Raw genomic sequence first — 23,880 nt, 5'->3', positions numbered from 1 at the left:
CGCGACGGGACCGGCTCGTGCCACGCCGCCGGCTCGACCGGCGCCCGCGCCCGCCGTATCCGCCAAGCCGGCCGGCGCCCCCGCACGCCCCGCCGGCCCGGTGATCACCAAGCCGCCGATCCGCAAGCTGGCCAAGGACCTCGGCGTCGACCTCAGCCAGGTGGAGCCCACCGGCCGGTTCGGCGACGTCACCCGCGAGGACGTGCTGCGCGAGGCCACCCAGGCCAGCGTGTTCCGCAACATCCAGACGCCGGAGTGGCCGACCGACCGCGAGGAGCACATCCCCGTGAAGGGCGTGCGCAAGGTGATCGCGCAGACCATGGTGCGCAGCGCCTTCACCGCCCCGCACGTGAGCCTGTTCGTGGACGTGGACGCCACCCGCACCATGGAGTTCGTCAAGCGGCTCAAGGTCTCCACCGATTTCGCCGGCGTCAAGGTGTCGCCGCTGCTGATCATGGCCAAGGCCATGATCTGGGCCGTGCGGCGCAACCCCACCGTCAACTCGGTCTTCACCGACGAGGAGATCGTGATCAAGCACTACGTCAACCTCGGCATCGCCGCGGCCACCCCGCGTGGACTGATCGTGCCCAACATCAAGGAAGCCCAGGACATGAGCCTGCTCGAGCTGGCCGGCGCCCTCGAGAAGCTCACCCTCACGGCCAGGGACGGGAAGACCAGCCCGGCCGAGATGGCCAACGGCACCATCACGATCACCAACATCGGCGTCTTCGGCATGGACACCGGCACCCCGATCCTCAACTCCGGCGAGGCCGGCATCGTGGCGCTGGGCACGATCAAGCTGAAGCCCTGGGTCGTCGACGGCGAGGTGCGCCCGCGCTTCGTCACCACCATCGGCGCGAGCTTCGATCACCGGGTGGTCGACGGCGACGTGGCCAGCCGGTTCCTGGCCGACGTGGCCAGCATCATCGAGGAGCCGGCGCTGCTCCTGGAGTAGTTCACCTGGCGAGATCGCTGGGGCCGGCGACGGACTCCGATCACGCCGAACGGATACCGATCACGACGGTGGCATCCAGCGCCCGGGAGTGTGTGATGTGCGGGCTGAGCCCGTGCCGGGCGAAGACCGCCAGGGTCTCCGGCGCCTGCCCGGCGCTGGTCTCCACGAGCAGCCGGCCCCCGGGGGACAGCCACTCCGGGGCCGCCGCCACGAGCCGGCGCTGAACGTCGAGGCCGTCGTGGCCGCCGTCGAGAGCGACCCTGGCCTCGTGCAGCCGAGCCTCGGGCGGCATCCGAGTTATCGAATCCGTGGGCACGTAAGGGGCGTTGGCCACAATGACGTCGACCCGGCCGAGCAGGGTGCGCGGCACTGGGGAAAACAGGTCGCCGGTGAGGGCGATACCGCCCAGCGGCTCGATGTTCTCCCGGGCACAGATCGTCGCCGCCGGGTCGATGTCGACGGCGTAAAGCGTCAGCCCCGGCTCGCCAGCGAGCAGTGCGGCCCCCACGGCTCCTGTGCCGCAGCACATGTCGACCGCCACAGAGCCGGGCCGGAGGAGCCGGGCCGCCCGCCGCACCAGCAGGCCGGTGCGTCGACGCGGCACGAAAACGCCCGGCCGGACGATGATCCGCAGCCCGCAGAACTCCACCCAGCCGAGCACCTGTTCGAGCGGCAGACCGGATTCGCGCAGGCCGAGCAGCTGCTCCAGTTCGGCCGGTGTTCCGGCGGCCGCCGTCAGCAACCGGGCCTCGTCTTCGGCGAAGACGCAGCCGGCCGCGCGCAGGCGTTCGATCACTTCAAGCGGGGCGGCTCGGCGCGGCGACATCGCGGCTCAGACCGTGCGGCTCTGTCGCCAGCTGCGCAGGGTGGCCAGCTCGGTGTCGGTGATGCCCGCCGCGGCGAGCACTGCTGGCAGGTCGAGGCCTGCCAGGGCCGTGCGAAAGGCGCCCTCCGTTGTGGTGCCGAAGGATCGGCAGAGCGCCTCGCTTTCGGCCTCCTCGTGTGCCCGACCGGATGCGACGGCCCGTTGGTCGCCGCGGCGCACGGTCTCCAGGTAGTCGTCCACGATGGCCTCGGGCTCGGCGCCGGCGATGGTGAGCAGCAGGAGGGCGATCTGCCCGGTGCGGTCCGGGCCCGCCGCGCAGTGGAAGAGCACGCCGCCCGGTGCCGCCCGGGCCAGCGCCGCCAGCGCGGCCCCCGACCGTTCCGGCATCGCGGCCAGGTGCGGCAGGTAGTACAGCGCGGTGCCGACCAGGCCGTTGTGCCAGTAGTCCGCCCAGAATGCGGTGTTCTCCAGCCCGTCGAGGTCGATGGGCACCGTGGTGAGCCAGTCCGGTCGCGGTTGGCTGTCTTGGGCGCGCTCGCCGGGTTGGCGCAGATCGACGACGGTACGGATGCCCGCCGCGTAGAGCTGATCCCAGCCGGCGCGGGTGGTCTGGTCCAGGTTCTCCGACCTGAAGAACACGCCCGCCGCGGTCGTACCGCCGGTGCGGTACGGGATGCCGCCCAGGTCGCGGGCGTTCGCCAACCCAGCCACCGCCAGGAGCCGGTCGGCCGCGCGGGCAGGTGCCGGTGCTGACGGCGGTGTTGACGACGGCTCGTCCATCGACTCGGCCTAGAAGGTGACGGTGGACAGGAGGCGGACCGGGGGACGCGGATCGGTGCGGAGCCGGGCGTGGGTCTCCACATCGAAGCGCTCGGTGCCGTACTTCAGTTTCTGCCGCTCGATGCCTTCGGCCGCGAAACCCGCTGTGGTGGCGACCCGGCAGGAGGCCGGATTGTTGGTGCGGTGTCCGAGCTCCAGCCTGTGCAGGCCCTGCTCGGTGAAGGCCCAGTCGGCGATCGAGGCGAGGGCGAGCGTCGCCAGGCCCTGGCCCCTGGCCTCGGCCGAAACCCAGTAGTAGACCCAGCCGGTTCCGTGCCGGTGTTCCATGCTGCCCACACCAACGTTGCCCACCGCGACGCCGTCGAGGCTGATCGCGAAGTTCTGCCGCGAGACCGTCGCGGGGGCGAGGTTCTCGGTGATGAAACTCTCGCAGCGCGCGACCGTCGACAGCTCGATCGCACCGACCTGGGCGGCCAGGTCGCCGCTCACGGTGAAGGCGGTCTGCAGACTGGCCGCGTCGTCGAGCCGCCACGGGCGCAGCATCGCCACCGGGGCGGGCGGCACCGACCTGTCACGGCTGGCCTGACTGGTCCGACCGAGGCGAGTGCGTGGGGGCAGGCTCCCGGCGGGCGGGACGGTGCCCTTTCCGGCGCGTGCTCTCATGGCAACAGAGTAGACGGCGGGCGTCGCCACCGCGACTTGCCGCACTATCCCCCTGTGCGGGCTCTGAAGCGGGAGTGTGCCCGATGTCACCGTCGGGCGCAGCGCCGAGTTGCCGCACTATCCCCCTTCGACACCGCTGACGGGGGTGTTTGCCGCAAGTCGGGGCCGCCGCACGGCGGCGAACCGGATGCGCGAATCGCGGCCGGCGGGGGAGGATGGGGCATGGCCTTCGAGAGCACACCTTTGCGTCGGATCGAGGAAGACCCGCAGCATCCGCTGCCCAGGAACGCCTGGCCAGCCACCCTGCCGCCGGTGGCCCAGCTACTCAAGACCGGAATCGACCTGGGGCCGGCCACGGTCTTCGTCGGAGAGAACGGCGCCGGTAAGTCCACGCTCGTGGAGGCCATCGCCCTGGCCTGGGGTCTCTCCCCGGAGGGTGGCTCCACCGGCGCACGCAACTCCACCCGGCCCAGCGAATCCTCGCTCCACGACCACCTGCGCCTGGTGCGCAGCGGCGGCAGCACCCGCCGCGGCTACTTTCTGCGCGCCGAGACCATGCACGGCTTCTTCACCTACCTGGAGGAGAACCCGGGCAGCGGGCCTGAGCCGCGCTTCCACGAGATCTCGCACGGGGAATCGTTCCTCGAGCTGGCCATCGACAAGTTCCGCGGCCGGGGCCTGTGGGTGCTCGACGAGCCGGAATCCGCGCTCTCGTTCTCGGGCTGCCTGGCGCTGCTCGGCCACCTCAAGGAGCTGCTGGCCGCGGGCGGTTCGCAGGTGATCATGTCGACGCACTCGCCGTTGCTCGCCGCGCTGCCCGGTGCCCGGATCCTCGAGGTGGGCGAGTGGGGGCTGCGCGAGATGGCTTGGCGCGATCTCGACCTGGTCACCAACTGGGCCGGCTTCCTCGACGCCCCGGAGCGGTACCTGCGGCACCTCTGACCCGCCACCATCGGCTCTAATGGTTTTGACAATCATTATCAATAGGCGTAGCGTTTCGATCGTGAAGACCCCCAGACTCCTCCTCCCCGCCCTGGCCGCCTCCGCCGCCCTCGTGCTGGCCGGATGCTCGACGACCGCCACCAACGCCGCGGGATCGGACGGTGACCTCAAGGTCGTCGCCACGACCACCCAGATCGCCGACCTCACCCGCAACATCGTCGGCGACGCCGACGGCGTCACGATCACCCAGCTGATCCAGCCCAACCAGAGCGCGCACAGCTACGACCCGTCGGTCGCCGACCTCACCGCCCTGGGCGCGGCGGATGTGCTCGTGATCAACGGCGTCGGGCTCGAAGAGTGGCTCGACGACGCCATCGAGGCTTCCGGCTTCGACGGGGTCACCATCGACTCCGATGAGGGCATCACCATTCAGGGTGTCGAGGCCGGCCACGAGGAGGAGGCCGCTCACGAGGATGAGGCTGCGCAGGAGGAGGAGGCCGGCCACGAAGATGAGGCCGAGCACGACCACGCCGGCGGCAACCCGCACATCTGGACCGACGTGAAAAATGCCGAGGCCATGGTCGCCACCATCGCCGATGGCCTGGCCGGTGCCAGCACCAGCCACGCCACCGACTTTGAGGCCAACGAGGCCGTCTACAGCGCCCAGCTCGCCGAGCTGGATGGCTGGATCCGCGAGAACGTCGACGCCGTCCCGTCCAGCGAGCGCCTACTGGTGAGCAACCACGACGCGTTCGGCTACTTCACCGCCGCCTACGGCATCACCTATGTCGGCAGCGTCATCCCCAGCTTCGACGACAACGCCGAGCCGAGCGCCGCCGAGATCGACGCCCTCGTGGCCGCCGTCAAGACCACCGGGGTCAAGGCCGTCTTCTCGGAGGCGTCCATCAACCCGAAGGCGGCCGACACCATCGCCGCAGAGGCCGGCGTCGCGGTGTACTCCGGCGACGACGCCCTCTACGGCGATTCGCTGGGCCCGGCCGACAGCGCCGGCGCCACCTACATCGCCAGCCAGCTGCACAATGTGCGCCTCATCCTCGAGTCCTGGGGTGTGACGCCCAGCGCCGTACCCGCCGACCTGCAATAGTTGAACAGTGAACGAGAACCCTTCTCAGCAGCGGATGCCCGCACCGCTTGCCCTCCGCGTCTCCGGGGCCTCGTTCGCCTACGCCCAGACCCCGGCTCTGACCGGCATCGACTTCGATCTGCATCCCGGTGAGGCCGTCGCGCTGATCGGGCCGAACGGCTCGGGCAAGTCCACCCTGCTCAAGGGCATCCTGGGCCTGATCCACCGCACCGAGGGCACCGTCGAGGTGCTCGGCCACGCCACCGCCCCGGCCGGCACCGTCGGCTACGTGCCGCAGACCGACGAGCTCGACCCCGAGTTCCCGGTCAGTCTCGAACAGGTTGTCATGATGGGCCGCTACCGCGAGCTCGGCTGGCTGCGCCTGCCCGGCAGGAAGGACCGCAAGGCCGTGGCCGCGGCGCTGGAGACTGTCGGCCTCGACCACCTCGCCACAACCCGGTTCGGCGAACTTTCCGGCGGCCAACAGCAGCGCGGCCTGCTCGCCCGCGCCGTGGCGGCCGGCCCCCGGCTGCTTCTGCTCGACGAACCCTTCAACGGGCTCGACCAGTCCAACCGGGAGGCCCTCGTCGGCACCGTCGAACGGCTCAAGGCCGAGGGCGTCGCCGTGCTCGTGTCCACCCACGACCTCGAACTGGCCCGCGCGGTCTGCGAGCGAGTGCTGCTGCTCAACGGCAACCAGGTCGCCTTCGGACCACGCGAGAGTGTGCTGACCCTCGACAACGTGCAGCGCACCTTCCACGAGGTCGGCGTCGAGATGGACCAGCACACGCTCGTCGTTCCCGGCCACGAAGGCCACTGAATGGCCGACCTGCTCGGACCCCTCTTCACCGCGTTCGCCCTGCCATTCATGGCGCGGGCGCTGGTGGTGCTGCTCGCCCTCAGCCTGGTCGCCGGCATCGTCGGCGTGCTCGTCAACCTGCGCAGCCTCGAATTCATCAGTGACGGCCTCACCCACTCGGTCTTCCCGGGCATCGCCATCGGCTTCGTCTGGGGCGGCCGCGAGGGACTCTTCGTCGGCGCCATGATCGCCGCCATCCTGGCCGCGGTCGTGCTCACCGTGATCACCCGGCGCGCCGTGTCGGGGGATGCGGCGATCGCGATCGTCTTCACGGCCATGTTCAGCATCGGCATCCTGGTGGTCTCCCGGCAGACCAACTATGCCGGCCAGCTCGAACAGCTGCTCTTCGGCCGGCTGCTCACGGTCACGGCCGCCGAGGTGACCCAGACGCTGGTCATCTGCGCGATCGCCCTGCTCCTGGTGGGCCTCACCCTCAAGCAGCAGGTGTTCCGGGCGTTCGACCGCACCGCGTTCGCCGCGGCCGGCTACCGGCCGCTGCTGCTCGACCTGGTGCTGAACGTCGCCATCGCCCTCGTGGTGGTCGCCGCATCGAGCGCCGTCGGCAATCTGCTCGTCCTGGCCGTACTCATCGTGCCCGGCGCCGTCGCCCGGCTGGTCACGGTGCGGCTGTGGGCTCTCTTCCCTCTCGCGGCCGGCTTCGCCGCCCTGTGCGCCTGGCTGGGCTTGACGCTCGGCTTCGAAGCCTCCGTCTCGGCCGGCATCGACCTGCCCAGCGGCGCCACCGTGGTGCTGGTACTCGTGGCCGGCTACCTGCTGGTGCTCCTTTGCCGCCTCGCGGTTGACCGGATGCGCCGCCCCGCCCAGCCGGCCGTCGATCCGGAACCGGTGACCGCCTGATGGGTTACTTCGAGAAGGCCCTGCTGGCCGCAGCCGTCATCGGCGCGCTGAGCGGCCTGGTCGGCACCCTGGTGCTGCTGCGCCGGCGCACCTTCTTCGCCCAGGCGCTCACCCATGCCACGTTTCCCGGCGCCGTCGCGGCGGCGTTGCTGGGAGTGAGCATCCCGCTGGGCGCCGCCGTTGCCAGCGCCGTGATCGTGGCGGTGATGACCCTCCTCGGCCGGGTGCGCCGCCAGGGCAGCCAGGTGGCGTCGGGCATCATGCTGACCGCAGGGTTCGCGCTCGGTGTGCTGCTTCAGGCGCTCAACCCGTCGTTGCCCGTGCACGTGGAGTCCTACCTGGTCGGCTCCATCCTCACCGTCACCGACGGCGACGTGCTTCTTGCCGCCTCGGTTCTGACCGCGGCGGTGCTCGCGGCCATTCTCTTCGGCAAGGAGATCCTGTTCTCCACCTTCGACCGCACCGGCTTCCGGGCGGCCGGGTACCGGGAGTGGCCGATTGAACTTCTCACGCTGGTGCTCATCGCCGCCACTGTCGTGACGGCGATGCCCGCGGTGGGCGCCATCCTCGCCATCGCCCTGATCGCCGCCCCCGCCGCGGCCGCCCGACTGCTGATGCGGACCGCGCCGGGCATCGTCCTGCTCGCGCCTCTCATCGGCGCCGGATCCGGGGTTGTCGGCGTGTTACTGTCCCGCATTCTCGATGTGGCGGCGGGGCCCGCCATCGCGCTCACCGCCGCCGCCTGCTTCCTTCTCGCACTGGGGGCACGCTCACTGCGTGCGCGCGTCGGAGGCGTTCCCACTCCCGTCCGCGCCGGGCTACGGTTGAAATCATGAAGCGAAACACCTGGCAGCGAGAGGCCGTGCGGACCGAGCTCGGCCGCGTCGAGGGGTTCGTCAGCGCCCAGGGCCTGCACTCGGCCCTGCACACCAGCGGTTCCCCGATCGGCCTGGCCACGGTCTACCGTGCGCTCGCCGACCTGGCGCTGGAGGGCGACGCCGATTCGCTGCAGTCGCCCGACGGCGAGAGCCTGTACCGGGCGTGCAGCACCACGGATCACCACCACCACCTGATCTGCCGCAACTGCGGACTCACCGTGGAGATCGAGGTGGACGCCATCGAGAACTGGGCCACCGAGGAGGCGGCCAAGCACGGTTTCACCGAAGCCGCCCACGTGATCGACATCTTCGGCCTGTGCGCGGCGTGCACTGCGCTTGCATCGGAACGCCCCACCCCGTAGGCTGGGTAGCTGCTGCGCATATCTGTGCGTGCATTGCTTGTTCGTGACTTTTCCTCCCACCGAATCAGCCGCTGAAACTCACCTTTCGGCAGGCCGCTTCAGGGTGGAATCCAACGCGAACCGGCCGACAAGAGATCTTGGGAAGGGCATTCGCCCTTCGGTATTGGAGGAAAACCATGGCAGCAACCTGCCAGGTGACCGGAGCCGTTCCCGGCTTTGGGCACAACATTTCGCACTCGCACCGGCGCACCAAGCGTCGTTTCGACCCGAATGTGCAGACCAAGAAGTACTTCGTGCCGTCGCTTCGCCGCAACGTCACGTTGACCCTCTCGGCAAAGGGCATCAAGGTTATTGATGCTCGCGGCATTGAGTCGGTCGTCAAGGACCTGCTCGCACGTGGGGAGAAAATCTAATGGCTAAGGCTCAGGACGTACGTCCGATCATCAAGCTGCGTTCGACGGCAGGAACCGGTTACACCTACGTGACCAAGAAGAACCGTCGCAACAACCCCGACCGTCTCGTACTCAAGAAGTACGACCCCGTAGTGCGCAAGCACGTTGACTTCCGTGAGGAGCGCTAAAAATGGCGAAGAAGAGCATGATTGCCAAGAACAACCAGCGCAAGGTCATCGTTGAGCGTTACGCCGCGAAGCGCCTCGAGCTGAAGAAGGCTCTTGTCGACCCGGCCGGCACCGACGAGTCCCGTGAAGAGGCTCGCAAGGGCCTCCAGAAGCTGCCCCGCAACGCCTCGCCGGTTCGCCTGCGCAACCGCGACGCGGTTGACGGACGTCCCCGTGGCCACCTCTCCAAGTTCGGCATCTCGCGCGTACGTTTCCGCGACATGGCGCACCGCGGCGAGCTGCCCGGCATCACCAAGTCCAGCTGGTAACCAGCTACTGATCGCGTAACCGCGAACAGCGCAGTATCAACAGGGGATGCCCGACTTCGGTCGGTCATCCCCTGTTCTGTGTCTGCGCGGACGGCACCGTCGTCCCCGTACGGGGGTGCACAGTTCGCGCACAGCACAAACACACCCCAATCCGCCGGGCAAAGCGTCCCGAAACGCCGTAAATCCGCGGAATCTCGCGGATCAATGCTAGATTCAACGCGGTCGAACCGACCAACGGAGGCGTTGTCTCAACGTCGCCCGCTTCACGTGAATACCTGTTTTTTTACAGACGAAGGTCCGAGGAGGACACTCAATGGCTGACAAGTCGCTGAACAAGACCGAGCTCGTTGCCAAGGTTGCCGCAGATTCTGGCCAGAGCCAGGCTGCTGTCGACGGCGTTCTGAACGCTTTCTTTGCAACCCTCGCCGACACCGTTGCGAACGACGGCAAGGTCACCATCCCGGGATGGCTCGGCGTCGAGCGCACCGCAACCGCCGCTCGCACGGGCCGCAACCCGCAGACCGGCGAAGAAATCGCCATTGCTGCCGGCCACCGCGTCAAGCTGACCGCTGGTAGCAAGCTCAAGGCTGCCGCCAAGTAGGTTTCAGCTTTTGTAGTGCCGGTGGGCGTCGACTTCGGTCGGCGCCCACCGCTCGTTAACCGGCGGCGCCCGAAGGCGCCCGGCTACGCGGTGGCCGGCCACGGCGGGTTCGGCTTCCCCCGCCGGTTAAGCTGGAGTGGTGCCCCGTTATGTGCGAATCATCGGGCCGGCAGCCCTGCTGTTGGCCGCGATTGTGGCGACGGTGGCGGGCCTGGTCTACGGCGGCGGTGCCGAGGCCCAGCTGCTCGCCGATCCCGGCGCTGTGGTGCGATGGGGCCTTCCGGTGGCCAAGCTGCTCGTCAACCTCGGCGCGGCCGGCACCATCGGCGCCCTGGTCCTGACCTGTTTCGCCCTGAGCCCGAAGGAACGGGAGTACGGCACCGCCATCGACCTGGCCGCCGGCTCCGCCGCGTTCCTCACCATCGCGTCGGCTGTCACCGGCTTCCTCACCTTCCTCCAGGTCACCAACGCGACGATCAGCTTCAACGACACCTTCAGCGCCACGGTCGGTCAGTTCTTCAGCCAGATCGAGCTCGGTCAGGCCTGGCTGTCCACGACCCTGATCGCCGCCGCCGTCACCGTGCTCTGCTTCGCCGTGCGCAACCAGACCGCGCTGGTCTTCGTCACCGTGCTCGCCCTGCTCGCGCTGCTGCCGATGGCCCAGCAGGGCCACTCCGCCGGCGCAGAGGGCCATGACGCGGCCATCACGGCGCTGGGCCTGCACCTGGTCTTCGCAGCCGTATGGCTGGGCGGAATTCTCACCATCATCCTGCTGCACAAGCGGCTGTCGTCCACGCGCCTGCGTGAGGTCGTCGGCCGGTATTCCACCCTCGCGCTGGTCAGCTTCGTGGTCGTCGCCGCCTCCGGCTACGTCAGCGCCGAGCTGCGCGTGGGCAGCTGGGACCGGTTGCTCACCGGCTACGGCGTCCTGGTGCTCGCCAAGGTGGCGCTGCTGCTCGTGCTCGGCGGCTTCGGCGTGCTGCAGCGCCGGTACCTGATCGGTCGGATGCGCACCGGTGCCGGGCGCACCGACACCTTCTTCTGGTGGCTCGTGGTGGGCGAGATCGCGTTCATGGGCCTGGCCAGCGGCGTGGCCGCTGCCCTCGCCCGAACGGCCACCCCGGTCGCCCAGGTGGTCACCACGGCGATCCCCACCGCCACCCCGGCGCAGATCCTCACCGGCGAGCCCCTGCCGCCCGAGCTCACCTTCGCCAGGTACTTCACCGAGTGGAACTTCGATCTCGCCTGGGTGCTGTTCTGCGCGTTCGGCATCTTCTTCTACCTCGCCGGGGTGCGGCGGCTGCGCCGCCGCGGCGACAGCTGGCCGCTGCACCGCACCATTTTCTGGACGCTGGGCATGGTCACCCTGTTCTACATCACCAACGGCGGCGTGAACGTGTACGAGAAGTACCTCTTCTCCACCCACATGCTCGCGCACATGGCCCTGACGATGCTGGTGCCGGTGCTGCTGGTTCCCGGCGCTCCGGTCACCCTGGCGGCCCGCGCCATCCGGATGCGCCGCGACGGCAGCCGGGGCCCCCGTGAGTGGATCCTGCTGGCCGTGCACTCGCGCTTCGCCGGCATCATCTCGAACCCGATCGTGGCCGCGGTGCTCTTCGCCGGGTCGCTGTGGGTGTTCTACTACACGTCGCTGTTCAGCTGGGCGACGACAGACCACATCGGCCACCAGTGGATGATCGTGCACTTCCTGATCACCGGGTACCTGTTCGTGCAGTCACTGATCGGCATCGACCCGGTGCCGTTCCGCCTGCCGTACACGTTCAGGCTGCTGCTGCTGCTGGGCACCATGGCGTTCCACGCCTTCTTCGGCCTGGCCCTGATGACCGGCACCGGCCTGCTCCTCGCGGACTGGTACGGCGCCATGGGCCGCGACTGGGGGCTGAACGCCCTGGCCGACCAGCAGGCCGGCGGGGGGATCGCCTGGAGCGTCGGCGAGATCCCCACCATCGCGTTGGCCATCATCGTGGCCATCCAGTGGGGTCGCAGCGACGACAAGGAAACCAAGCGCCGGGACCGCAACGCCGACCGCACCGGCGAGGCCGAGCTCAACGACTACAACGACCGCCTCGCACGCCTGGCAGCGCACGACAGATAGCGCCGGACCGGGCCCGGAGCCGGCACCCGCCGCTAGCGCAGCTGGATGGCCAGGGCGCCGTCGGGCTGGATCGTGACGGAGAGGGCCACCGAGAACGGGACATCCTCATCGCGGGTGCTCAGATCGCCGTCGTACAGGGACTGCACGTCGACCACGATGTGAGCCTGGCCACCGGTGCTGGGCATGTCGAAGGCCGTCTCGCCGGCGGTGAGTACGACCTCCGGGTACTGCGCGATCGACCATGCCGGGGCGGACTTGACCCTGTTGTCGATCTCGATGCCGAAGGGGCAGTTCGACGGTTGCAGCACCTGCTGGGTGGCGCACTCGTCGAGGAACTCATTGAGCTTGGTCTGCACCTGGCCGGTGAAGGTCGTGTTGGGCGCCGCGTCCACCGTGACGTCGGCGGCACCGGAGGCCACGACGGGCACACTCTGCACGGGCGCGGTCAGCAACGTCGAATCGTGGGAGATGTCGTAGACCGCAGGAGCGAAGGCCAAGTACGCACCCCGGTTCGAGAACGTGATCGGTGCGTCGGCCGCGGCATGGGCTCGGGTATCGAGGGTGAGTCCATTCACCGAGAAGTCGGCCTCGTGCAGCACCGTCACCTGCAGCACCGCCAGGGGACTCGCGGCGAAGCCCCAGGTGCTGAACAGGCCGGCAACGGTGCCGAGGCGTTCCACGGTGAACTCCATCGAGGTCTCGGTGCCGTCCAGGCGGAAGTCGAACACCACGGTGTGCTGGCTCTTCTGGCCCACCTCGCTGTCCGCGGAGCTGGCCGTGTCGCTGACGAATTCGATGTCGGTGATCGAGCCCAGCACCGACGGACGTAGCAGAGTGCGCGGCAGGTCTTGGGGGAGACCGGCCGCTTCGAGGTCGGCATCCGTCGGTTCGGCGCCGGGAAGTGCCAGCGCGGTGTCGGTGTTGTGCGTGGCCAGCGCGTCGAGGTACTGCCGCACGAACCCGCCGGCGCTGTACAGATCGCGGTTGAGAGCGCCGATGGTGGCGACCAGGGCGGCGCCGAGCAGGGCGCAGATAACGCAGACCGCAAGCGTGGCACGCAGATAGCGCGCCCGCCGCTCCCCGTTACCGACCCCGTAGCTCACCTCCACATCCTACGGGGACCACCTCCAAGCTCGGTGCGGCTGCGCCGCCTGATGCGGGCCGGGCTGACCGGTGCACCGGGCCGAGCTCGGTGAGTTATCCACCGGCATGCCGGGGCGCGGGTTGTGGGCCCGGCCGGACGGTTACAGTGGAAGGGAAACGCGATGCTCCTCGTGCCTTCGCGCCGCATCGCCCCGCATCCCACCGAAAGTTCCCTGTGACCGCGCTTCCCCCCGAAATTCCGCTTTCGCGCGAGCAGGCCGAGGTGTTTGCCGCCATTGAGGGCACCAAGCAGAACGTCTTCGTCACCGGTCGGGCCGGAACCGGTAAGTCCACGCTGCTCAACCACCTCTCCTGGAATACCAGTAAGCAGATCGTCATCGCGGCGCCGACCGGCGTCGCCGCCCTGAACGTGGGCGGTCAGACCCTGCACTCGTTGTTCCGGCTGCCGATCGGCGTCATCGCCGATCACGCGATCGACCAGAACGATCAACTGCGCAAGCTGCTCAACACGATCGACACCGTGGTCATCGACGAGGTCTCCATGGTCAACGCCGACCTGATGGACGCCATCGACCGCAGCCTCCGTCAGGCCAGGCAACGCCCGCACGATACCTTCGGCGGCGTGCAGATCGTGCTCTTCGGCGACCCGTACCAGCTCGCTCCGGTGCCGGGGGACCCCGAGGAACGTGCCTACTTCGCCGACACCTACCGCTCGATGTGGTTCTTCGACGCGAAGGTGTGGCAGAGCGCCGAGCTGAAGATCTTCGAACTCACCGAGATCCACCGCCAGCACGACGCCGGCTTCAAGACGATGCTCAATGCGGTGCGCTATGGCCAGGTGACGCCCGAGATCGGTGGGGCACTCAACGGTGCGGGTGCCCGCACCCCGCCGAGCGAGGGAGTCATCACGCTGGCCACCCGCAATGACGCGGTCAATCGCATCAACGCTGCCGCGCTCAAGCGGCTGTCCGGCAAGTCCCTCTCGGCCAAAGCCGAGGTCACCGGCGACTTCGGTGGACGCACCTACCCGGCCGACGAGGTTCTCGAACTCAAGGTCGGTGCCCAGGTGATGTTCCTCCGCAACGACAACCCGCTCGACGGGGGTCCGCGCTGGGTGAACGGCACCATCGGCACCGTGACACGGGTCGACTCCACCGTGTACGTCGACATCGACGGCACCACCCACGAGGTGGAGCCCACGGTGTGGGAGAAGTTCAAGTACACCTACAACGCGGCGACGAAGAAGCTCAGCAAGGATGTCGTGGCCGAGTTCACCCAGTTCCCGCTGCGGTTGGCCTGGGCGGTCACGATCCACAAGTCGCAGGGCGCCACCTACGAGCGGGCGATCGTCGACCTCGGCACCCGGGTGTTCAGCCCCGGCCAGACCTATGTGGCGCTGAGCCGGCTGACCAGCCTGAACGGCCTCTACCTCACCCGGCCGTTGCGCCCGAGCGACATCATCGTCGACGAGAACGTGCTCCGTTTCATGGAGGGCCTGCGCGTCACCCCCGCCGTCGAGGGCGCCTGACCCCCTCCCGGACAACCCATCGATTCGGCCCAACCATATGAAGGCCACGGGTGCTCACTGCGTGGCTGGGTTCTTGCTGGGCATTTCGATGAGTGTTTGGCCGGGGTCGATGGTTGCCGGTGGTCGTAGCCAGTATTGGTCCTGGTGTTCGAGGATTTGCCAGCCTCGGGTGTGTAGTAGTCGGTGGTGGGGGTTGCAGAGCAGGATGCCGAGCCGGAGGTCGGTGCTGCCGTGGTCACGGGCCCAGTGTTGGATGTGGTGGGCTTCGGTGAGGGTGGGTGGTTTGTCGCAGTCGCCCCATCGGCAGCCGCCGTCTCGGGCGGCTAGGGCGATGCGTTGTGCGGGGGTGAAGAGGCGTTCTTCGCGGCCGACGTCGAGGGGTTGGCCGGTGGGGTCACGGAATGAGCGCGGGCTAGAAGACCACCGGACTCGCTGCGAAGGCGCCGGTTCGCGCGAGCTGGATGGCGGGGTCTGCGCAGCCGTCGATGGGGTTGGGGGTGGCGACCCGGCTGCTCTGGTCGGTGTTTGGCGGCGTCACGGCGAGCTCGGTGACCGGGATGAGTGGGCAGCCGTACACTCCGGCCCGGGTGAGGTGCAGCAGGCTGAACGCCGAATCGCCCGGCTGCAGCAGCACGGCGGATGGCGCCGTACGCGGTTCCAGGCCCGAAGCGGCACCAATGGGCTGACCGGTGTCTGCGGACACTAACTGCACGCGGGGATATCCAGTGGCGGTGCAGGCGACGGCGCCGGAGTTGGTCACGGAGAGGTCCCAGAAGAAGCTGCCCGCGCCGCTGTCGCCCGGGCGTTCCTGCAGGGCGAAAGACAGCCTGTCGGTGGTGCACGCGGATGGGGCACCCGGTTCACCCGGTGACCCCGGCGAACCGGGACCGCCGGTCGGCTCGGGTGAGGGGACGCTCGACGGCGTGGGCGTGGGCGTGGGCGTGGGCGTGGGCACCGGGGCTGCGGAGGGGAGGGCGGTGGGGGTGTCCGTCGGGTCAAGGGTGGGGATCAGCGGTACTCCGCAGGCGGTCAGCGTCACCGCGGCGCCGACCGTTACGAGAAGCACTGTGCCGAGTCGTCGGGCCGTGAAGCCGCGCGAGCGACCCGTCCCTACGCGGATCATGCGCCCAGTATTGCACCGACTGGGCTTCTCGGCGCCGCGGGCGCGACGGGCGCGCGCCCTGGGTACACTCCCGGCAATGGGCTCTTCCGGCATTCCCCGCGGGGGTGGAATGCAGGGGGCACGGGATGGGCAGCGGGTCGTCATGACAGGTCAGAAGGCACGACAGCGGGGAGGACTTCCGCGGAGCCGAACCGGCACCGTGAGCCGGCTGAGCCGGCTGAGTGGACTGAGCCGGCTGAGTGGAATGAGCCGGCTGAACGCGCTGGGCCGGCGGCACCGGCGGCACCGGCGGCGCCGGCGGCGGCCGGGGGTGGCCGCGGTGGCACTCCTGACGGTGACCCTGGTGCTTCCCCTGCCGGGTTGCGTGGATGCGGCGGCACTGTTTCCCATCGGCCCGGACACGGCGTCGGGCGCACTGGCCACCGAGACCGTCGCTTCGCTCGACGCCGCACTGGTCGAGGGAATGGACCTGGCCGGCGCGACCGGCGCTATCGCCGGCGTGTGGGCGCCGTGGGCGGGGCAGTGGCTGGCGAGCCCGGGTGCCGAGGGCTCCGGCATCGACCCCACCACCGGCCGTCCGGCCGGCGGCGGGGCGCTCACCACCGACATGCGATTTCGCATCGGCACCCTGACGGGCGCGATGACCTGCACGGTGTTGCTCCGACTCGTGGATGAGAAGCGCGTGGGCCTGGACGACCCCGTGTCGTCATACCTGACCCGCCTGCCCGGGGTGCAGGGCATCACCCTGCGTCAGCTGTGCCAGCACACCGCCGGCCTCGGCCAGCCGAACCTCGAGCCGCAGTTCGTCAACAATCCCACCCGACAGTGGCCGCCCCTCGAACTCGTCTCCGGCGGGCTCGGATCCACCAGGACCGGACAGCCCGGTCGGGTGTGGAACCCTTCCGACGCCGGCGTGCAACTTCTCGGGATGGCGCTGGAAGAGGCGACGGGCGACAGCTGGCCGGAACTCTACCGGCGGTACGTGTTCGAGCCGTTGGGGCTGCGCGACACGTCGTATCCCAATCCGCAGGACTTCGACCTGCCCGGCGACCACCCGCGGGGATGGGCCGCCGCTCTCGACACCGAAGGCACCCCGGACTGCACGCGTCCGGTCGATGTCACGCAGCTGTCCAACTCCATGAGCGGGGTGGCCGGCGGGGCCGTGTCCACCCTGGCTGATCTCAAGACCTGGTCGCAGGCGCTGGCCACCGGAGGATTGCTCTCCCCAGACGCAGCGGAACAGCAGTGGCGGAGCGTGCGGGAAGAGGGCGCCCCCCAGTGGCGGCGATACGGGCTGGGGGCGGAGCAGCTGGGCCCGATGCGCGGCGGCGGCGGCGCGATCCCCGGTTTCCTGTCGGCGACGCTCTCCGACCCGGAGAGCGGCCTGACCGTGGTGGTGATGGTCAACGATTCCAGCGCGGGTGCGGAGTTAGCCCTGGCCCTGGCGCAGCGCCTGGCGGCGATCGCAGCGGAGATGCCCGTATCGGAGGGGCAATCGGATGCGGGGCTTGAGCTGCCCTGGACGGCGGAGGAAGCGACGGCCCAGATGCGCGTGAACGCGGTCTGTCCGACCGGCACAACCGGGATTCCGGCGGCGCCGGTCGGGTGACCGGTAGGAGCCTACTTCTTGAACGCGTCCTTGACGTTCTCGCCGGCCTGCTTGAGGTTGGCGCCGGCCTGGTCTGACCGGCCCTCCGCGACCTTGGAGTCGTCGTTGGTGACCTTTCCGAGGGTTTCCTTGGCCTTGCCCTTGAGGTCCTGGGCGGTGTTCTCGGCCTTGTCTGATGCACTCATCGTGTTCTCTCTTTCTCTTGGGGGTGGTTCGGGATGGTCGGCTTGGTTGTTGGGTCGGTCACAGGTCCATGCGGCGGATCATGACCGTGGGCAGCAGGGTCGGGCGCAACGAGTCGTAGGTGATGGCCTCAACCTCGGGTCGTTCCTGACGCTCGGGCAGCAGCGCCGCCAGCACGAGCACAGTGCCAACGCCCGCCACCAGGATCACCATGACCGGTGTGCTCAGGTTCACCTGGCCCAGGTAGCGCAGGACATCGCCGGGGGCAGCGATCAGCGCGGGCCGGTCGAGCAGCGCGAGGACGAGTTCGGCGCCGAAGTAGAGGCATCCGGCGATGATGACCGAAGCCAGCGCGATGGCAACGACCGACCATGACGAGGGGATCTCCCGGCGCGGCTGCTGAGTGTACGTGGACCGGGTGGCCCGGCCCGCCGGGTGACGCAGCTGCAGTGCCGCAACGGCCTGGCGCGCTGCGAGCGTGCCGGGGGCCGAGGAGGGGATCGTGCGGGTCATGGCGTGGTGTTCCTTTGTGGTGTCGTGCGGAGGGAGGGAGGTCAGTCCACCGGTGTGGGCGGTCGACTGCCGGCGCCGGTGAGGCGCACGGTCACCCCGGCGATGTCCGCCCCGGTGAGGGTGGCCACGGTGCCGCGGATGTCGTGCTGCGCGCGTTCGGTCCGGTCGAGGGCATCGTCGACCGACGTATCCGTCTCGCCCCGGTCGAGCGGCAGCAGGCGGAGAGGGGTGCGCACGGTGAGGTCCAGGCGGCCGGCCGCGTCGGCCACGTCGACCTTGACCTGGCTGGGCTGCACGGCGAGGGCGTCGGCGGCCACGGCCGAGACCAGTCTGGTCATCGCGCGCGCGGTGATGCGGTTTGCGCCGTGCGGGGTGACGGTCACGCTCGAACCGCTCATGGCTGCGAAACCTCGTCGGTCTCGTCGGCTTCGTCAGGCAGGTGCACGTCGTTGATGGTGACGTTGACCTCGGTGACGTCCAGGCCCACGAGAGTCTCGATGGCGTCGATGATCGCGGTCCGGGCATCGTCGGCGACCTGCTGCAGCGGCAGCGGGTACTCCGCCACGATGCTCAGGTCGACGGCGACGTGCGGCCCGTTGACCTTGACGCTCACGCCCTGGCTGCGGTCGGTGCTGCCGATCGCATCGCGGATGGCACCGAGGGCGCGAGCGGCGCCGCCGCCGAGGGCGTGCACACCGGTGACCTCGCGGACGGCGAGGCCGGCGATCTTGGCGACAACGGCATCGTTGATGACGGTGCTGCCGCGCGATGTGCCGGCGGGCAGATCGGTGCGGACCGAACCGATATCGGGGGTGAGGCTGGTCATGAGGCGGGCTCCTGTGCTCGTCGACCGCGCTGGCGCGGAACTGCTGTGACAATAAAGCTGGATGGTGAGATAGTCACTATGCTGCACGAAGAGTGCGGTGGGCGATTTTTCTCTTGCCGATTCTCATTGATACTGTTCAGACGCATCTCACGGCCGGTTCGTCACGAAATCCGTCGGCGAGATTGGTCTTGAGTAGAGAGAGGTCTCCGGTGGCAGGTACGGGGTCGATGGAGCGTGCGCCCCTCGGCGACGCCGCAGACTCGATACTCGCCGCCCGTGCCGCGGATGGCGACCTGCGCGCCTTCGAGGTGCTCGTCCGCCGCCACGGGCCGCTGATGCGCGCCTATGCCACTCGCATTCTGGGCTCCAACAGCGATTCCGACGATGTGGTTCAGGAGACCTTCATCACCGCCTGGGAACGTCTGCCCGAGTTGCAGGACCCCGCCGCCACGAAGGCCTGGCTCATGAGAATCACCAGCCGCAAGGCGATCGACCGCATCCGTGCGCGTAAGCAGGACCAGCCCCTGGGTGAGTGGGATGCGCCGGCACCGGAGTCGGAATCTCCCCACCAGAGGGCCGAAGCGGCATCGCAGCGCGAGCGGCTCACGCGTGCACTCGGTACTCTGAGCGAAGCGCAGCGGCAGTGTTGGACGCTGCGGGAGATTGGCGGGCACAGTTACGCCGAGATCGCCGAGGAACTTGATTTGCCTCCGTCGACGGTTCGCGGTCTCCTGGCCAGGGCCAGGCAGAAGCTGATGCAGGAGATGGAGGAATGGCGATGACACCACGTCACGACGACGACGCCGACAAAGACCTCCTCGAGCAGCTCAGCGAAATCATGGACCGCGGCGAGTCCCCGACGGACGATTTCCTGAACAAGGCGCCGGAAAACCGGATCGCCTTCGACGCGCTCACCCGATTCCGGGCGATGGCCAAGAACATCCTCGACGACGACGTCGCGTCCGAGCCCGAACGCGACGACAGCTGGGTCACCGGCATCCTCAGCAACATCCACCGGGAGGCCAGGGCGGGACGCTCGATCCCGGTCTCGCACTCCTCACCCAAGGCCGACCTGAGCCTGACCGAAGGCGCCGTCAGGGGCCTGATCCGTTCGGCCGGCGACGCCGTCGCCGGCACCTTCATCGGTCGCTGCCGTCTGGAGGGCGACGTGGCGACCCCCGGCAGCCCGGTCACGGTGAACGTCGAGGCGAGCATGTTCTGGGGCGAGCGGATGCCGCAGACCGCGCAGCAGCTGCGGGAGGCCATCACGACGTCCCTGCTGCACCACACCGAGCTGAACATCGTCGCGGTGAACGTCACCATCACCGACGTGCACCTGCGCCGGAATCCGAAGGACGAGGACCGCTCGGCCCCGAACGGCTAGGGGAGCCGGCGGGTTTCGATCAGCGTGCGGTACCAGAGGGCGCTGTCCTTGAGGGTGCGCTCCTGGGTCTCGTAGTCCACCCGAACGATACCGAATCGCTTCGAGAACCCGTAGGCCCACTCGAAGTTATCCATCAGCGACCAGACGAAGTAGCCGCGCAGGTCGACGCCGTTCTGGATGGCACGATGCGCCGCCGTGAAGTGCCGACGCAGGTAGTCCACCCGGTTGTCGTCGTGCACCGCTGCCACGCCCTGGTCGTCGATCGTGACGACATCCTCGAACGCCGCCCCGTTCTCGGTGACCATCAGCGGCAGGCCGGGGAACTCGTCCCGCATCGCCTCGAGGAGTTGCAGAAGCCCGCTGGGTTCGATGTTCCAGTCCATTTCGGTGAACGGGCCGGGCTGGTCGAGCCGGGGAATGTCGTCGGTGCCGGGGAAGGCCGAAGCGCGCGAGGCGGCTCCCGCCGCCGAGTCTGCCGCGTGGGCCGCTCCCGCGGCCGGCCCCACCAGGGTGGTGTTGTAGTAGTTGATGCCCAGCACGTCGATCGGCTGGTGGATGAGCTCCTCGTCGCCGGGCCGCACGAACGCCCAGTCGGTGATGGCGGCGGTGTCCTCGATCAGGTCGGCGGGATAGGCGCCGTGCAGCATCGGACCAGTGAAGATCCGGTTGCCCACGGCCTCGATGCGCCGCACCGAGTCGGCGTCCCCGCGGATCACGTGCAGATTGTGGGTGACCGAGATCTGCGCGGTCGCGGGCACGACCTCCCGCAGCGCACTCACACCGAGCCCGTGGGCCAGGTTGAGGTGGTGCGCGGCGGTCAGGGCGGCGGCGTTGTCCTGCCGGCCAGGTGCGTGCTCGCCGGAGCCGTGGCCGAGGAAGGCGGAGCACCACGGTTCGTTGAGGGTGGTCCACACCGGCACCCGGTCGCCGAGTGCCGCGCCGATGAGCCGCGCGTAGTCCGCGAACGCGTATGCGGTGTCGCGGTTGGTCCAGCCGCCCTCGTCTTCCAGAGCCTGCGGCAGGTCCCAGTGGTACAGGGTGACCACCGGGGTCACGCCGCGCTTGATGAGTCCGTCGACGAGTCGTTCGTAGAAGTGAAGGCCGGCCGCGTTCACGGGTCCGCGCCCGGTCGGCTGGATGCGCGGCCAGGCGATCGAGAACCTGTATGCGTCCAGGCCCAGGCTCATGATCAGGTCCAGGTCGGCTTCGAGCCGGTGGTAATGATCGTCGGCCACATCGCCGGTGTCGCCGTTCTGCACCGCGCCCGGAGTGTGCGAGAAGGTGTCCCAGATCGAGGGGCCGCGGCCGTCTTCGTCGACGGCACCCTCGATCTGATACGAGGCCGTCGCGGAACCGAAGACGAAGGAATCGGGGAACTGCAGGCCGCTGTCGCGGAAGTCGGGGGAGCCGTCGATCATGGTGCGAGTGTTACCGATTCTGTTGGCGGAACGTATGACGTGGGTCGTGCCGGGTTGCGGCTGTGGGGCGCCGGGAACGGCGCGGCAGGTCAGGCGGCAGGTCAGTCTGCCGGACCGCCGGACGCTGTGTCGTCCTCGGTCGGGGAACTGTCGTCGCTCTGCGATCCGTCCGCGAGCTTCTCGGTGCGTTCGGTCTCTTCGCTGCTGACCTCCGTGGAGCCGTCGGGGATCTTCGGGTTCTTCGTGTTGTCGGTAGTCATCCCACCACTATAGGCAGCGACGATGACACCTGGGCGGGCCGGTGACCCGGCGTCGCCGTATCCGCCCGACCTCTCGTCCGCCTCTAGGGTGGGAGCATGGCGGGGATCGTGCAGCGGCTGGAACACCGCCAGGTGGCGCTGTACCTGGCCGCGATAGCGCTCGGCGCCCTGGTCGGCTGGCTGGCCCCCGGCACGGCCCCCATGCTCTCGGTCGCCATCACCCCGCTGCTCGGGCTGCTGCTGTTCGCCACCTTCCTGGGTGTGCCGCTCGTGAGCGTCGGGCGATCGTTCCTGGACCTCCGCTTTGTGGGTGCCGTCCTCACGGTCAACTTCGTGATCGTACCCGTGGTGGTCTTCGGCCTCAGCCGGTTCGTCGCCGCCGACCGGGCCCTGCTCCTGGGGGTGCTGCTGGTGCTGCTCACCCCGTGCGTGGACTATGTGATCGTGTTCACCGGGCTGGCCGGTGGGGCCCGCGACAAGCTGTTGGCCGCCACGCCGTTGCTGATGCTGCTGCAGATCGTGCTGTTGCCGGTCTACCTGACGCTGTTCGCCGGGCCTGCCGCGGTGGCGCTGATCGAGGTGGGCCCGTTCGTCGAGGCGTTCCTGGCCCTGATCGTGCTGCCCCTCGCCGCCGCGGCGGCGGTGCAGTTCGGTGCCCGCAGGCGACGGGTGGCCGGGGCGGCCCGCGCCATCGTGACCCTCCTGCAGGCGCTCATGGAGCCGCTGATGATGGCCACCCTCGCGGTGGTCGTCGGGTCGCAGCTGGCAGCAGTGGGGGCCCAGGCCGCGGCGTTGCTCACCCTCGTCCCGCTCTACGTCGCCTTCCTGGTCATCCTGGTCGGGGTCGGTCTGGTCGCCGCCCGGCTCGCCGGCCTCGACGTGCCGGCCTCCCGCGCCCTGATCTTCAGCGGCGCCACCCGCAACTCGCTGGTGGTACTGCCGTTGGCCCTCGCCCTGCCGGCCTCCCTGGCCCTGGCGCCGCTGGCCGTGGTGACGCAGACTCTGGTCGAGCTGGTCGGCATGGTGATCCTGGTGGGGTTGGTGCCGCGACTGGTTCCGGGTTCCCCGTCGGGTGCTGACCGCTCGTAGTCTGTGTCGTTCTGTGACGGCACCGGCGTGACAGCCCAAAATCGCGAACCTACACTCGAGGCAACGAACGCCGATCGTGAAGGAGGCTCAATGATCACGCAACCGCTGCACATCCTGCAGTGCAACAGCACGGGTGGCGATGGCTGCGTCAACCACGGAGCCGGCCACGCGACCCAACCCATCCACGTGAGGGTCGCCGAGGCCACCCCGAGCAAGTGGGCCGACGGCATCGTGCTGCGTGCGACGTCCGACGGGTGGATCGGGATCGCCCTGTTCGGACCCGGCGACACCGCCGCCGACAGCGACACCGCCACGGTGTGGGTCTGGAACCACGCCGACCTGACGGCGCACCTCAGCGCCGGAGCGCCGGTGGCGTTGCACTCCGTCTACAACGTGCTCGCGAGCGGCCGCAGCCGTGTCAGCGTCGTGCGGCTCTAGTCAGCCCTCCCGGCACTCAACCCTCCAAGCGGCCCACTCGCAGCGGTCGGTTCGGCCACGGGTCAGCTCGTGGGCATCATCCCGGTCATGGCGTCCATCATCTTCTGGCAGGCCATCGCGCACTGACGGCACGCCTCGGCGCACATCCGAGCGTCCTCGCTCATGCCGGCGTGCTTCATACACTCCTCGGCGCAGGCGGTCGCCATCGTCATGGTGGCCGTGTGCATGGCCATCATGCCCTCCATGTGCATCCCGTTCGGGCGCAGCATCGCACGCATCATGGTGCCTGCCAGGTCGGCCATGGTGGCGCACAGGCTTCGCCCCGTCGCCATACCCTCACCCATCATCGAGTCCGCGCACATCGTGCAGGCCTGCTCGCAGGCTGAGCACGCCTCGATGCATTCCTGCATCAGCATCATGTCCATCCCCTGCATGGGCATGTCCTTCATGTGCATTTCCATCATCTGCATGGTCGTGTTCGTCATCGTCACACCATTCCTTCGCGGGAGACCGGGCCCGGGCCCATCCCGATGCCGTCAGCGGTGCCCGCCACGGCCGATGCTACGCCGCGGGCGCCGCGAAGTCAGGAGAAA

30 protein-coding genes are annotated in these 23,880 nt (G+C 68.9%); 18 read left to right on the top strand and 12 right to left on the bottom strand.

The window, feature by feature from the left end; genetic code table 11:
• A partial coding sequence (locus E3T19_RS08870) for a dihydrolipoamide acetyltransferase family protein (protein WP_134408634.1) occupies positions 1-955 on the top strand: 955 nt, incomplete at its 5' end.
• A 40-nt stretch (positions 956-995) separates the two neighbouring features.
• On the opposite strand, the gene E3T19_RS08865 is transcribed toward E3T19_RS08870, so the two are convergent.
• The 3 genes from E3T19_RS08865 to E3T19_RS08855 are packed head-to-tail and all read right to left on the bottom strand — an operon-like array spanning position 996 to position 3,224.
• Positions 996-1,781, bottom strand: coding sequence for a putative protein N(5)-glutamine methyltransferase (locus E3T19_RS08865; protein WP_134408633.1), 786 nt, complete (start codon positions 1,779-1,781; stop codon positions 996-998).
• 6 nt (positions 1,782-1,787) lie between these two features.
• A complete protein-coding gene (locus E3T19_RS08860; protein WP_134408632.1) occupies positions 1,788-2,561 on the bottom strand; it encodes a tyrosine-protein phosphatase in 774 nt (257 codons plus the stop codon).
• A 9-nt stretch (positions 2,562-2,570) separates the two neighbouring features.
• A complete protein-coding gene (locus E3T19_RS08855; RefSeq protein ID WP_241980095.1) occupies positions 2,571-3,224 on the bottom strand; it encodes a GNAT family N-acetyltransferase in 654 nt (217 codons plus the stop codon).
• A gap of 222 nt (positions 3,225-3,446) precedes the next feature.
• On the opposite strand from E3T19_RS08855, the gene E3T19_RS08850 reads away from it, so the two are divergent.
• The 11 genes from E3T19_RS08850 to E3T19_RS08800 all read left to right on the top strand — a co-directional run bounded on the left by E3T19_RS08850 (position 3,447) and on the right by E3T19_RS08800 (position 11,812).
• Positions 3,447-4,166 (top strand): AAA family ATPase, encoded by a 720-nt coding sequence (locus E3T19_RS08850; protein WP_134408631.1) that lies wholly within the window; start codon positions 3,447-3,449, stop codon positions 4,164-4,166.
• Between the two features lie 61 nt (positions 4,167-4,227).
• Positions 4,228-5,271, top strand: a complete 1,044-nt coding sequence (locus tag E3T19_RS08845) for a metal ABC transporter substrate-binding protein (protein ID WP_241980094.1) — start codon at positions 4,228-4,230, stop codon at positions 5,269-5,271.
• Positions 5,272-5,278: 7 nt separating this feature from the next.
• The gene (locus E3T19_RS08840) at positions 5,279-6,070 is read left to right on the top strand and encodes a metal ABC transporter ATP-binding protein (RefSeq protein ID WP_240632307.1); all 792 of its coding nucleotides are present in this window, start codon (positions 5,279-5,281) and stop codon (positions 6,068-6,070) included.
• A complete protein-coding gene (locus E3T19_RS08835; protein WP_088457740.1) occupies positions 6,071-6,967 on the top strand; it encodes a metal ABC transporter permease in 897 nt (298 codons plus the stop codon).
• Positions 6,967-7,803: a metal ABC transporter permease gene (locus E3T19_RS08830; RefSeq protein ID WP_134408629.1), complete on the top strand. Its 837-nt coding sequence runs from the start codon at positions 6,967-6,969 to the stop codon at positions 7,801-7,803. The genes E3T19_RS08835 and E3T19_RS08830 overlap by 1 nt, the downstream gene beginning before the upstream one ends.
• Positions 7,797-8,207, top strand: a complete 411-nt coding sequence (locus E3T19_RS08825) for a Fur family transcriptional regulator (RefSeq protein ID WP_134408628.1) — start codon at positions 7,797-7,799, stop codon at positions 8,205-8,207. Before E3T19_RS08830 ends, E3T19_RS08825 begins: the two co-directional genes overlap by 7 nt.
• Before the next feature lie 176 nt (positions 8,208-8,383).
• Positions 8,384-8,620, top strand: coding sequence for a 50S ribosomal protein L28 (gene rpmB / locus E3T19_RS08820; RefSeq protein ID WP_066598603.1), 237 nt, complete (start codon positions 8,384-8,386; stop codon positions 8,618-8,620).
• Positions 8,620-8,787, top strand: coding sequence for a 50S ribosomal protein L33 (rpmG, locus tag E3T19_RS08815; protein ID WP_066598602.1), 168 nt, complete (start codon positions 8,620-8,622; stop codon positions 8,785-8,787). Before rpmB ends, rpmG begins: the two co-directional genes overlap by 1 nt.
• 2 nt (positions 8,788-8,789) lie before the next feature.
• Positions 8,790-9,095 carry a 30S ribosomal protein S14 gene (gene rpsN, locus E3T19_RS08810; RefSeq protein WP_035835254.1) on the top strand — a complete coding sequence of 102 codons (306 nt, stop codon included), beginning with the start codon at positions 8,790-8,792 and terminating at the stop codon, positions 9,093-9,095.
• Positions 9,096-9,408: 313 nt separating this feature from the next.
• Positions 9,409-9,696, top strand: coding sequence for an HU family DNA-binding protein (locus tag E3T19_RS08805; protein ID WP_066598601.1), 288 nt, complete (start codon positions 9,409-9,411; stop codon positions 9,694-9,696).
• 139 nt (positions 9,697-9,835) lie between these two features.
• Positions 9,836-11,812, top strand: a complete 1,977-nt coding sequence (locus E3T19_RS08800) for a cytochrome c oxidase assembly protein (RefSeq protein WP_174776708.1) — start codon at positions 9,836-9,838, stop codon at positions 11,810-11,812.
• A 32-nt stretch (positions 11,813-11,844) separates the two neighbouring features.
• Here E3T19_RS08800 and E3T19_RS08795 read toward each other — a convergent pair whose 3' ends face one another.
• Positions 11,845-12,915, bottom strand: a complete 1,071-nt coding sequence (locus E3T19_RS08795) for a hypothetical protein (protein WP_088457737.1) — start codon at positions 12,913-12,915, stop codon at positions 11,845-11,847.
• Between the two features lie 215 nt (positions 12,916-13,130).
• Between E3T19_RS08795 and E3T19_RS08790 the strand changes: the two genes are divergently transcribed.
• The gene (locus E3T19_RS08790) at positions 13,131-14,444 is read left to right on the top strand and encodes an ATP-dependent RecD-like DNA helicase (RefSeq protein ID WP_240632306.1); all 1,314 of its coding nucleotides are present in this window, start codon (positions 13,131-13,133) and stop codon (positions 14,442-14,444) included.
• A gap of 412 nt (positions 14,445-14,856) precedes the next feature.
• Here the strand turns inward: E3T19_RS08790 and E3T19_RS08785 are convergent, their stop codons facing one another.
• Positions 14,857-15,567 (bottom strand): DUF4232 domain-containing protein, encoded by a 711-nt coding sequence (locus tag E3T19_RS08785; protein WP_134408627.1) that lies wholly within the window; start codon positions 15,565-15,567, stop codon positions 14,857-14,859.
• A gap of 244 nt (positions 15,568-15,811) precedes the next feature.
• Here E3T19_RS08785 and E3T19_RS08780 point away from each other — a divergent pair, with 244 nt between their 5' ends.
• A complete protein-coding gene (locus E3T19_RS08780; protein ID WP_134408626.1) occupies positions 15,812-17,176 on the top strand; it encodes a serine hydrolase in 1,365 nt (454 codons plus the stop codon).
• A gap of 11 nt (positions 17,177-17,187) precedes the next feature.
• Here the strand turns inward: E3T19_RS08780 and E3T19_RS08775 are convergent, their stop codons facing one another.
• The 4 genes from E3T19_RS08775 to E3T19_RS08760 are packed head-to-tail and all read right to left on the bottom strand — an operon-like array spanning position 17,188 to position 18,698.
• Entirely contained in the window at positions 17,188-17,361 is a 174-nt protein-coding gene (locus E3T19_RS08775) for a CsbD family protein (protein ID WP_088457734.1), read from the bottom strand.
• Between the two features lie 58 nt (positions 17,362-17,419).
• Positions 17,420-17,872 (bottom strand): hypothetical protein, encoded by a 453-nt coding sequence (locus tag E3T19_RS08770; protein WP_134408625.1) that lies wholly within the window; start codon positions 17,870-17,872, stop codon positions 17,420-17,422.
• Between the two features lie 41 nt (positions 17,873-17,913).
• Positions 17,914-18,270 (bottom strand): hypothetical protein, encoded by a 357-nt coding sequence (locus tag E3T19_RS08765; protein WP_088457732.1) that lies wholly within the window; start codon positions 18,268-18,270, stop codon positions 17,914-17,916.
• Positions 18,267-18,698 (bottom strand): Asp23/Gls24 family envelope stress response protein, encoded by a 432-nt coding sequence (locus tag E3T19_RS08760; protein WP_134408624.1) that lies wholly within the window; start codon positions 18,696-18,698, stop codon positions 18,267-18,269. The genes E3T19_RS08765 and E3T19_RS08760 overlap by 4 nt, the downstream gene beginning before the upstream one ends.
• A 227-nt stretch (positions 18,699-18,925) precedes the next feature.
• On the opposite strand from E3T19_RS08760, the gene E3T19_RS08755 reads away from it, so the two are divergent.
• Positions 18,926-19,480, top strand: coding sequence for an RNA polymerase sigma factor (locus E3T19_RS08755; protein WP_088457730.1), 555 nt, complete (start codon positions 18,926-18,928; stop codon positions 19,478-19,480).
• Positions 19,477-20,082 (top strand): Asp23/Gls24 family envelope stress response protein, encoded by a 606-nt coding sequence (locus E3T19_RS08750; protein WP_166788841.1) that lies wholly within the window; start codon positions 19,477-19,479, stop codon positions 20,080-20,082. Before E3T19_RS08755 ends, E3T19_RS08750 begins: the two co-directional genes overlap by 4 nt.
• On the opposite strand, the gene E3T19_RS08745 is transcribed toward E3T19_RS08750, so the two are convergent.
• Both E3T19_RS08745 and E3T19_RS18965 read right to left on the bottom strand, forming a co-directional pair.
• Positions 20,079-21,500, bottom strand: a complete 1,422-nt coding sequence (locus E3T19_RS08745) for a GH1 family beta-glucosidase (protein WP_134408622.1) — start codon at positions 21,498-21,500, stop codon at positions 20,079-20,081. The genes E3T19_RS08750 and E3T19_RS08745 overlap by 4 nt on opposite strands.
• Before the next feature lie 101 nt (positions 21,501-21,601).
• Positions 21,602-21,760, bottom strand: a complete 159-nt coding sequence (locus tag E3T19_RS18965; RefSeq protein ID WP_165788003.1) for a hypothetical protein — start codon at positions 21,758-21,760, stop codon at positions 21,602-21,604.
• Between the two features lie 96 nt (positions 21,761-21,856).
• Between E3T19_RS18965 and E3T19_RS08740 the strand changes: the two genes are divergently transcribed.
• Both E3T19_RS08740 and E3T19_RS08735 read left to right on the top strand, forming a co-directional pair.
• Positions 21,857-22,849, top strand: coding sequence for a bile acid:sodium symporter (locus E3T19_RS08740; RefSeq protein WP_134408621.1), 993 nt, complete (start codon positions 21,857-21,859; stop codon positions 22,847-22,849).
• A 90-nt stretch (positions 22,850-22,939) separates the two neighbouring features.
• Complete coding sequence (locus tag E3T19_RS08735) at positions 22,940-23,287, top strand: hypothetical protein (RefSeq protein ID WP_134408620.1); 348 nt, start codon at positions 22,940-22,942, stop codon at positions 23,285-23,287.
• A 62-nt stretch (positions 23,288-23,349) separates the two neighbouring features.
• Here the strand turns inward: E3T19_RS08735 and E3T19_RS08730 are convergent, their stop codons facing one another.
• Complete coding sequence (locus E3T19_RS08730) at positions 23,350-23,772, bottom strand: hypothetical protein (RefSeq protein ID WP_088458171.1); 423 nt, start codon at positions 23,770-23,772, stop codon at positions 23,350-23,352.
• Between the last annotated feature and the right edge of the window lie 108 nt (positions 23,773-23,880).

Origin of the sequence: Cryobacterium sp. TMT4-31, from assembly GCF_004403385.1 — a bacterium.
In the GTDB taxonomy this organism is placed as follows: domain Bacteria; phylum Actinomycetota; class Actinomycetes; order Actinomycetales; family Microbacteriaceae; genus Cryobacterium; species Cryobacterium zongtaii.
The sequence above is the reverse complement of the archived record's forward strand: the minus strand, read 5'-3'. Positions and strand labels throughout refer to the sequence as shown.

Excerpts from the sequence above, each read along its gene's own strand:
- E3T19_RS08805 (WP_066598601.1), top strand. The coding sequence starts at position 9,409 with ATGGCTGACAAGTCGCTGAACAAGACCGAGCTCGTTGCCAAGGTTGCC.
- E3T19_RS08755 (WP_088457730.1), top strand. The coding sequence starts at position 18,926 with ATGGAGCGTGCGCCCCTCGGCGACGCCGCAGACTCGATACTCGCCGCC.
- E3T19_RS08735 (WP_134408620.1), top strand. The coding sequence starts at position 22,940 with ATGATCACGCAACCGCTGCACATCCTGCAGTGCAACAGCACGGGTGGC.
- E3T19_RS08750 (WP_166788841.1), top strand. The coding sequence starts at position 19,477 with ATGACACCACGTCACGACGACGACGCCGACAAAGACCTCCTCGAGCAG.
- rpmB (WP_066598603.1), top strand. The coding sequence starts at position 8,384 with ATGGCAGCAACCTGCCAGGTGACCGGAGCCGTTCCCGGCTTTGGGCAC.
- E3T19_RS08760 (WP_134408624.1), bottom strand. The coding sequence starts at position 18,698 with ATGACCAGCCTCACCCCCGATATCGGTTCGGTCCGCACCGATCTGCCC.
- E3T19_RS08865 (WP_134408633.1), bottom strand. The coding sequence starts at position 1,781 with ATGTCGCCGCGCCGAGCCGCCCCGCTTGAAGTGATCGAACGCCTGCGC.
- E3T19_RS08830 (WP_134408629.1), top strand. The coding sequence starts at position 6,967 with ATGGGTTACTTCGAGAAGGCCCTGCTGGCCGCAGCCGTCATCGGCGCG.
- E3T19_RS08850 (WP_134408631.1), top strand. The coding sequence starts at position 3,447 with ATGGCCTTCGAGAGCACACCTTTGCGTCGGATCGAGGAAGACCCGCAG.
- E3T19_RS08740 (WP_134408621.1), top strand. The coding sequence starts at position 21,857 with ATGGCGGGGATCGTGCAGCGGCTGGAACACCGCCAGGTGGCGCTGTAC.
- E3T19_RS08770 (WP_134408625.1), bottom strand. The coding sequence starts at position 17,872 with ATGACCCGCACGATCCCCTCCTCGGCCCCCGGCACGCTCGCAGCGCGC.
- E3T19_RS08860 (WP_134408632.1), bottom strand. The coding sequence starts at position 2,561 with ATGGACGAGCCGTCGTCAACACCGCCGTCAGCACCGGCACCTGCCCGC.
- rpsN (WP_035835254.1), top strand. The coding sequence starts at position 8,790 with ATGGCGAAGAAGAGCATGATTGCCAAGAACAACCAGCGCAAGGTCATC.
- E3T19_RS08835 (WP_088457740.1), top strand. The coding sequence starts at position 6,071 with ATGGCCGACCTGCTCGGACCCCTCTTCACCGCGTTCGCCCTGCCATTC.
- rpmG (WP_066598602.1), top strand. The coding sequence starts at position 8,620 with ATGGCTAAGGCTCAGGACGTACGTCCGATCATCAAGCTGCGTTCGACG.
- E3T19_RS08765 (WP_088457732.1), bottom strand. The coding sequence starts at position 18,270 with ATGAGCGGTTCGAGCGTGACCGTCACCCCGCACGGCGCAAACCGCATC.
- E3T19_RS08730 (WP_088458171.1), bottom strand. The coding sequence starts at position 23,772 with ATGACGAACACGACCATGCAGATGATGGAAATGCACATGAAGGACATG.
- E3T19_RS08745 (WP_134408622.1), bottom strand. The coding sequence starts at position 21,500 with ATGATCGACGGCTCCCCCGACTTCCGCGACAGCGGCCTGCAGTTCCCC.
- E3T19_RS08785 (WP_134408627.1), bottom strand. The coding sequence starts at position 15,567 with ATGATCCGCGTAGGGACGGGTCGCTCGCGCGGCTTCACGGCCCGACGA.
- E3T19_RS08775 (WP_088457734.1), bottom strand. The coding sequence starts at position 17,361 with ATGAGTGCATCAGACAAGGCCGAGAACACCGCCCAGGACCTCAAGGGC.
- E3T19_RS08780 (WP_134408626.1), top strand. The coding sequence starts at position 15,812 with ATGAGCCGGCTGAACGCGCTGGGCCGGCGGCACCGGCGGCACCGGCGG.
- E3T19_RS18965 (WP_165788003.1), bottom strand. The coding sequence starts at position 21,760 with ATGACTACCGACAACACGAAGAACCCGAAGATCCCCGACGGCTCCACG.
- E3T19_RS08855 (WP_241980095.1), bottom strand. The coding sequence starts at position 3,224 with ATGAGAGCACGCGCCGGAAAGGGCACCGTCCCGCCCGCCGGGAGCCTG.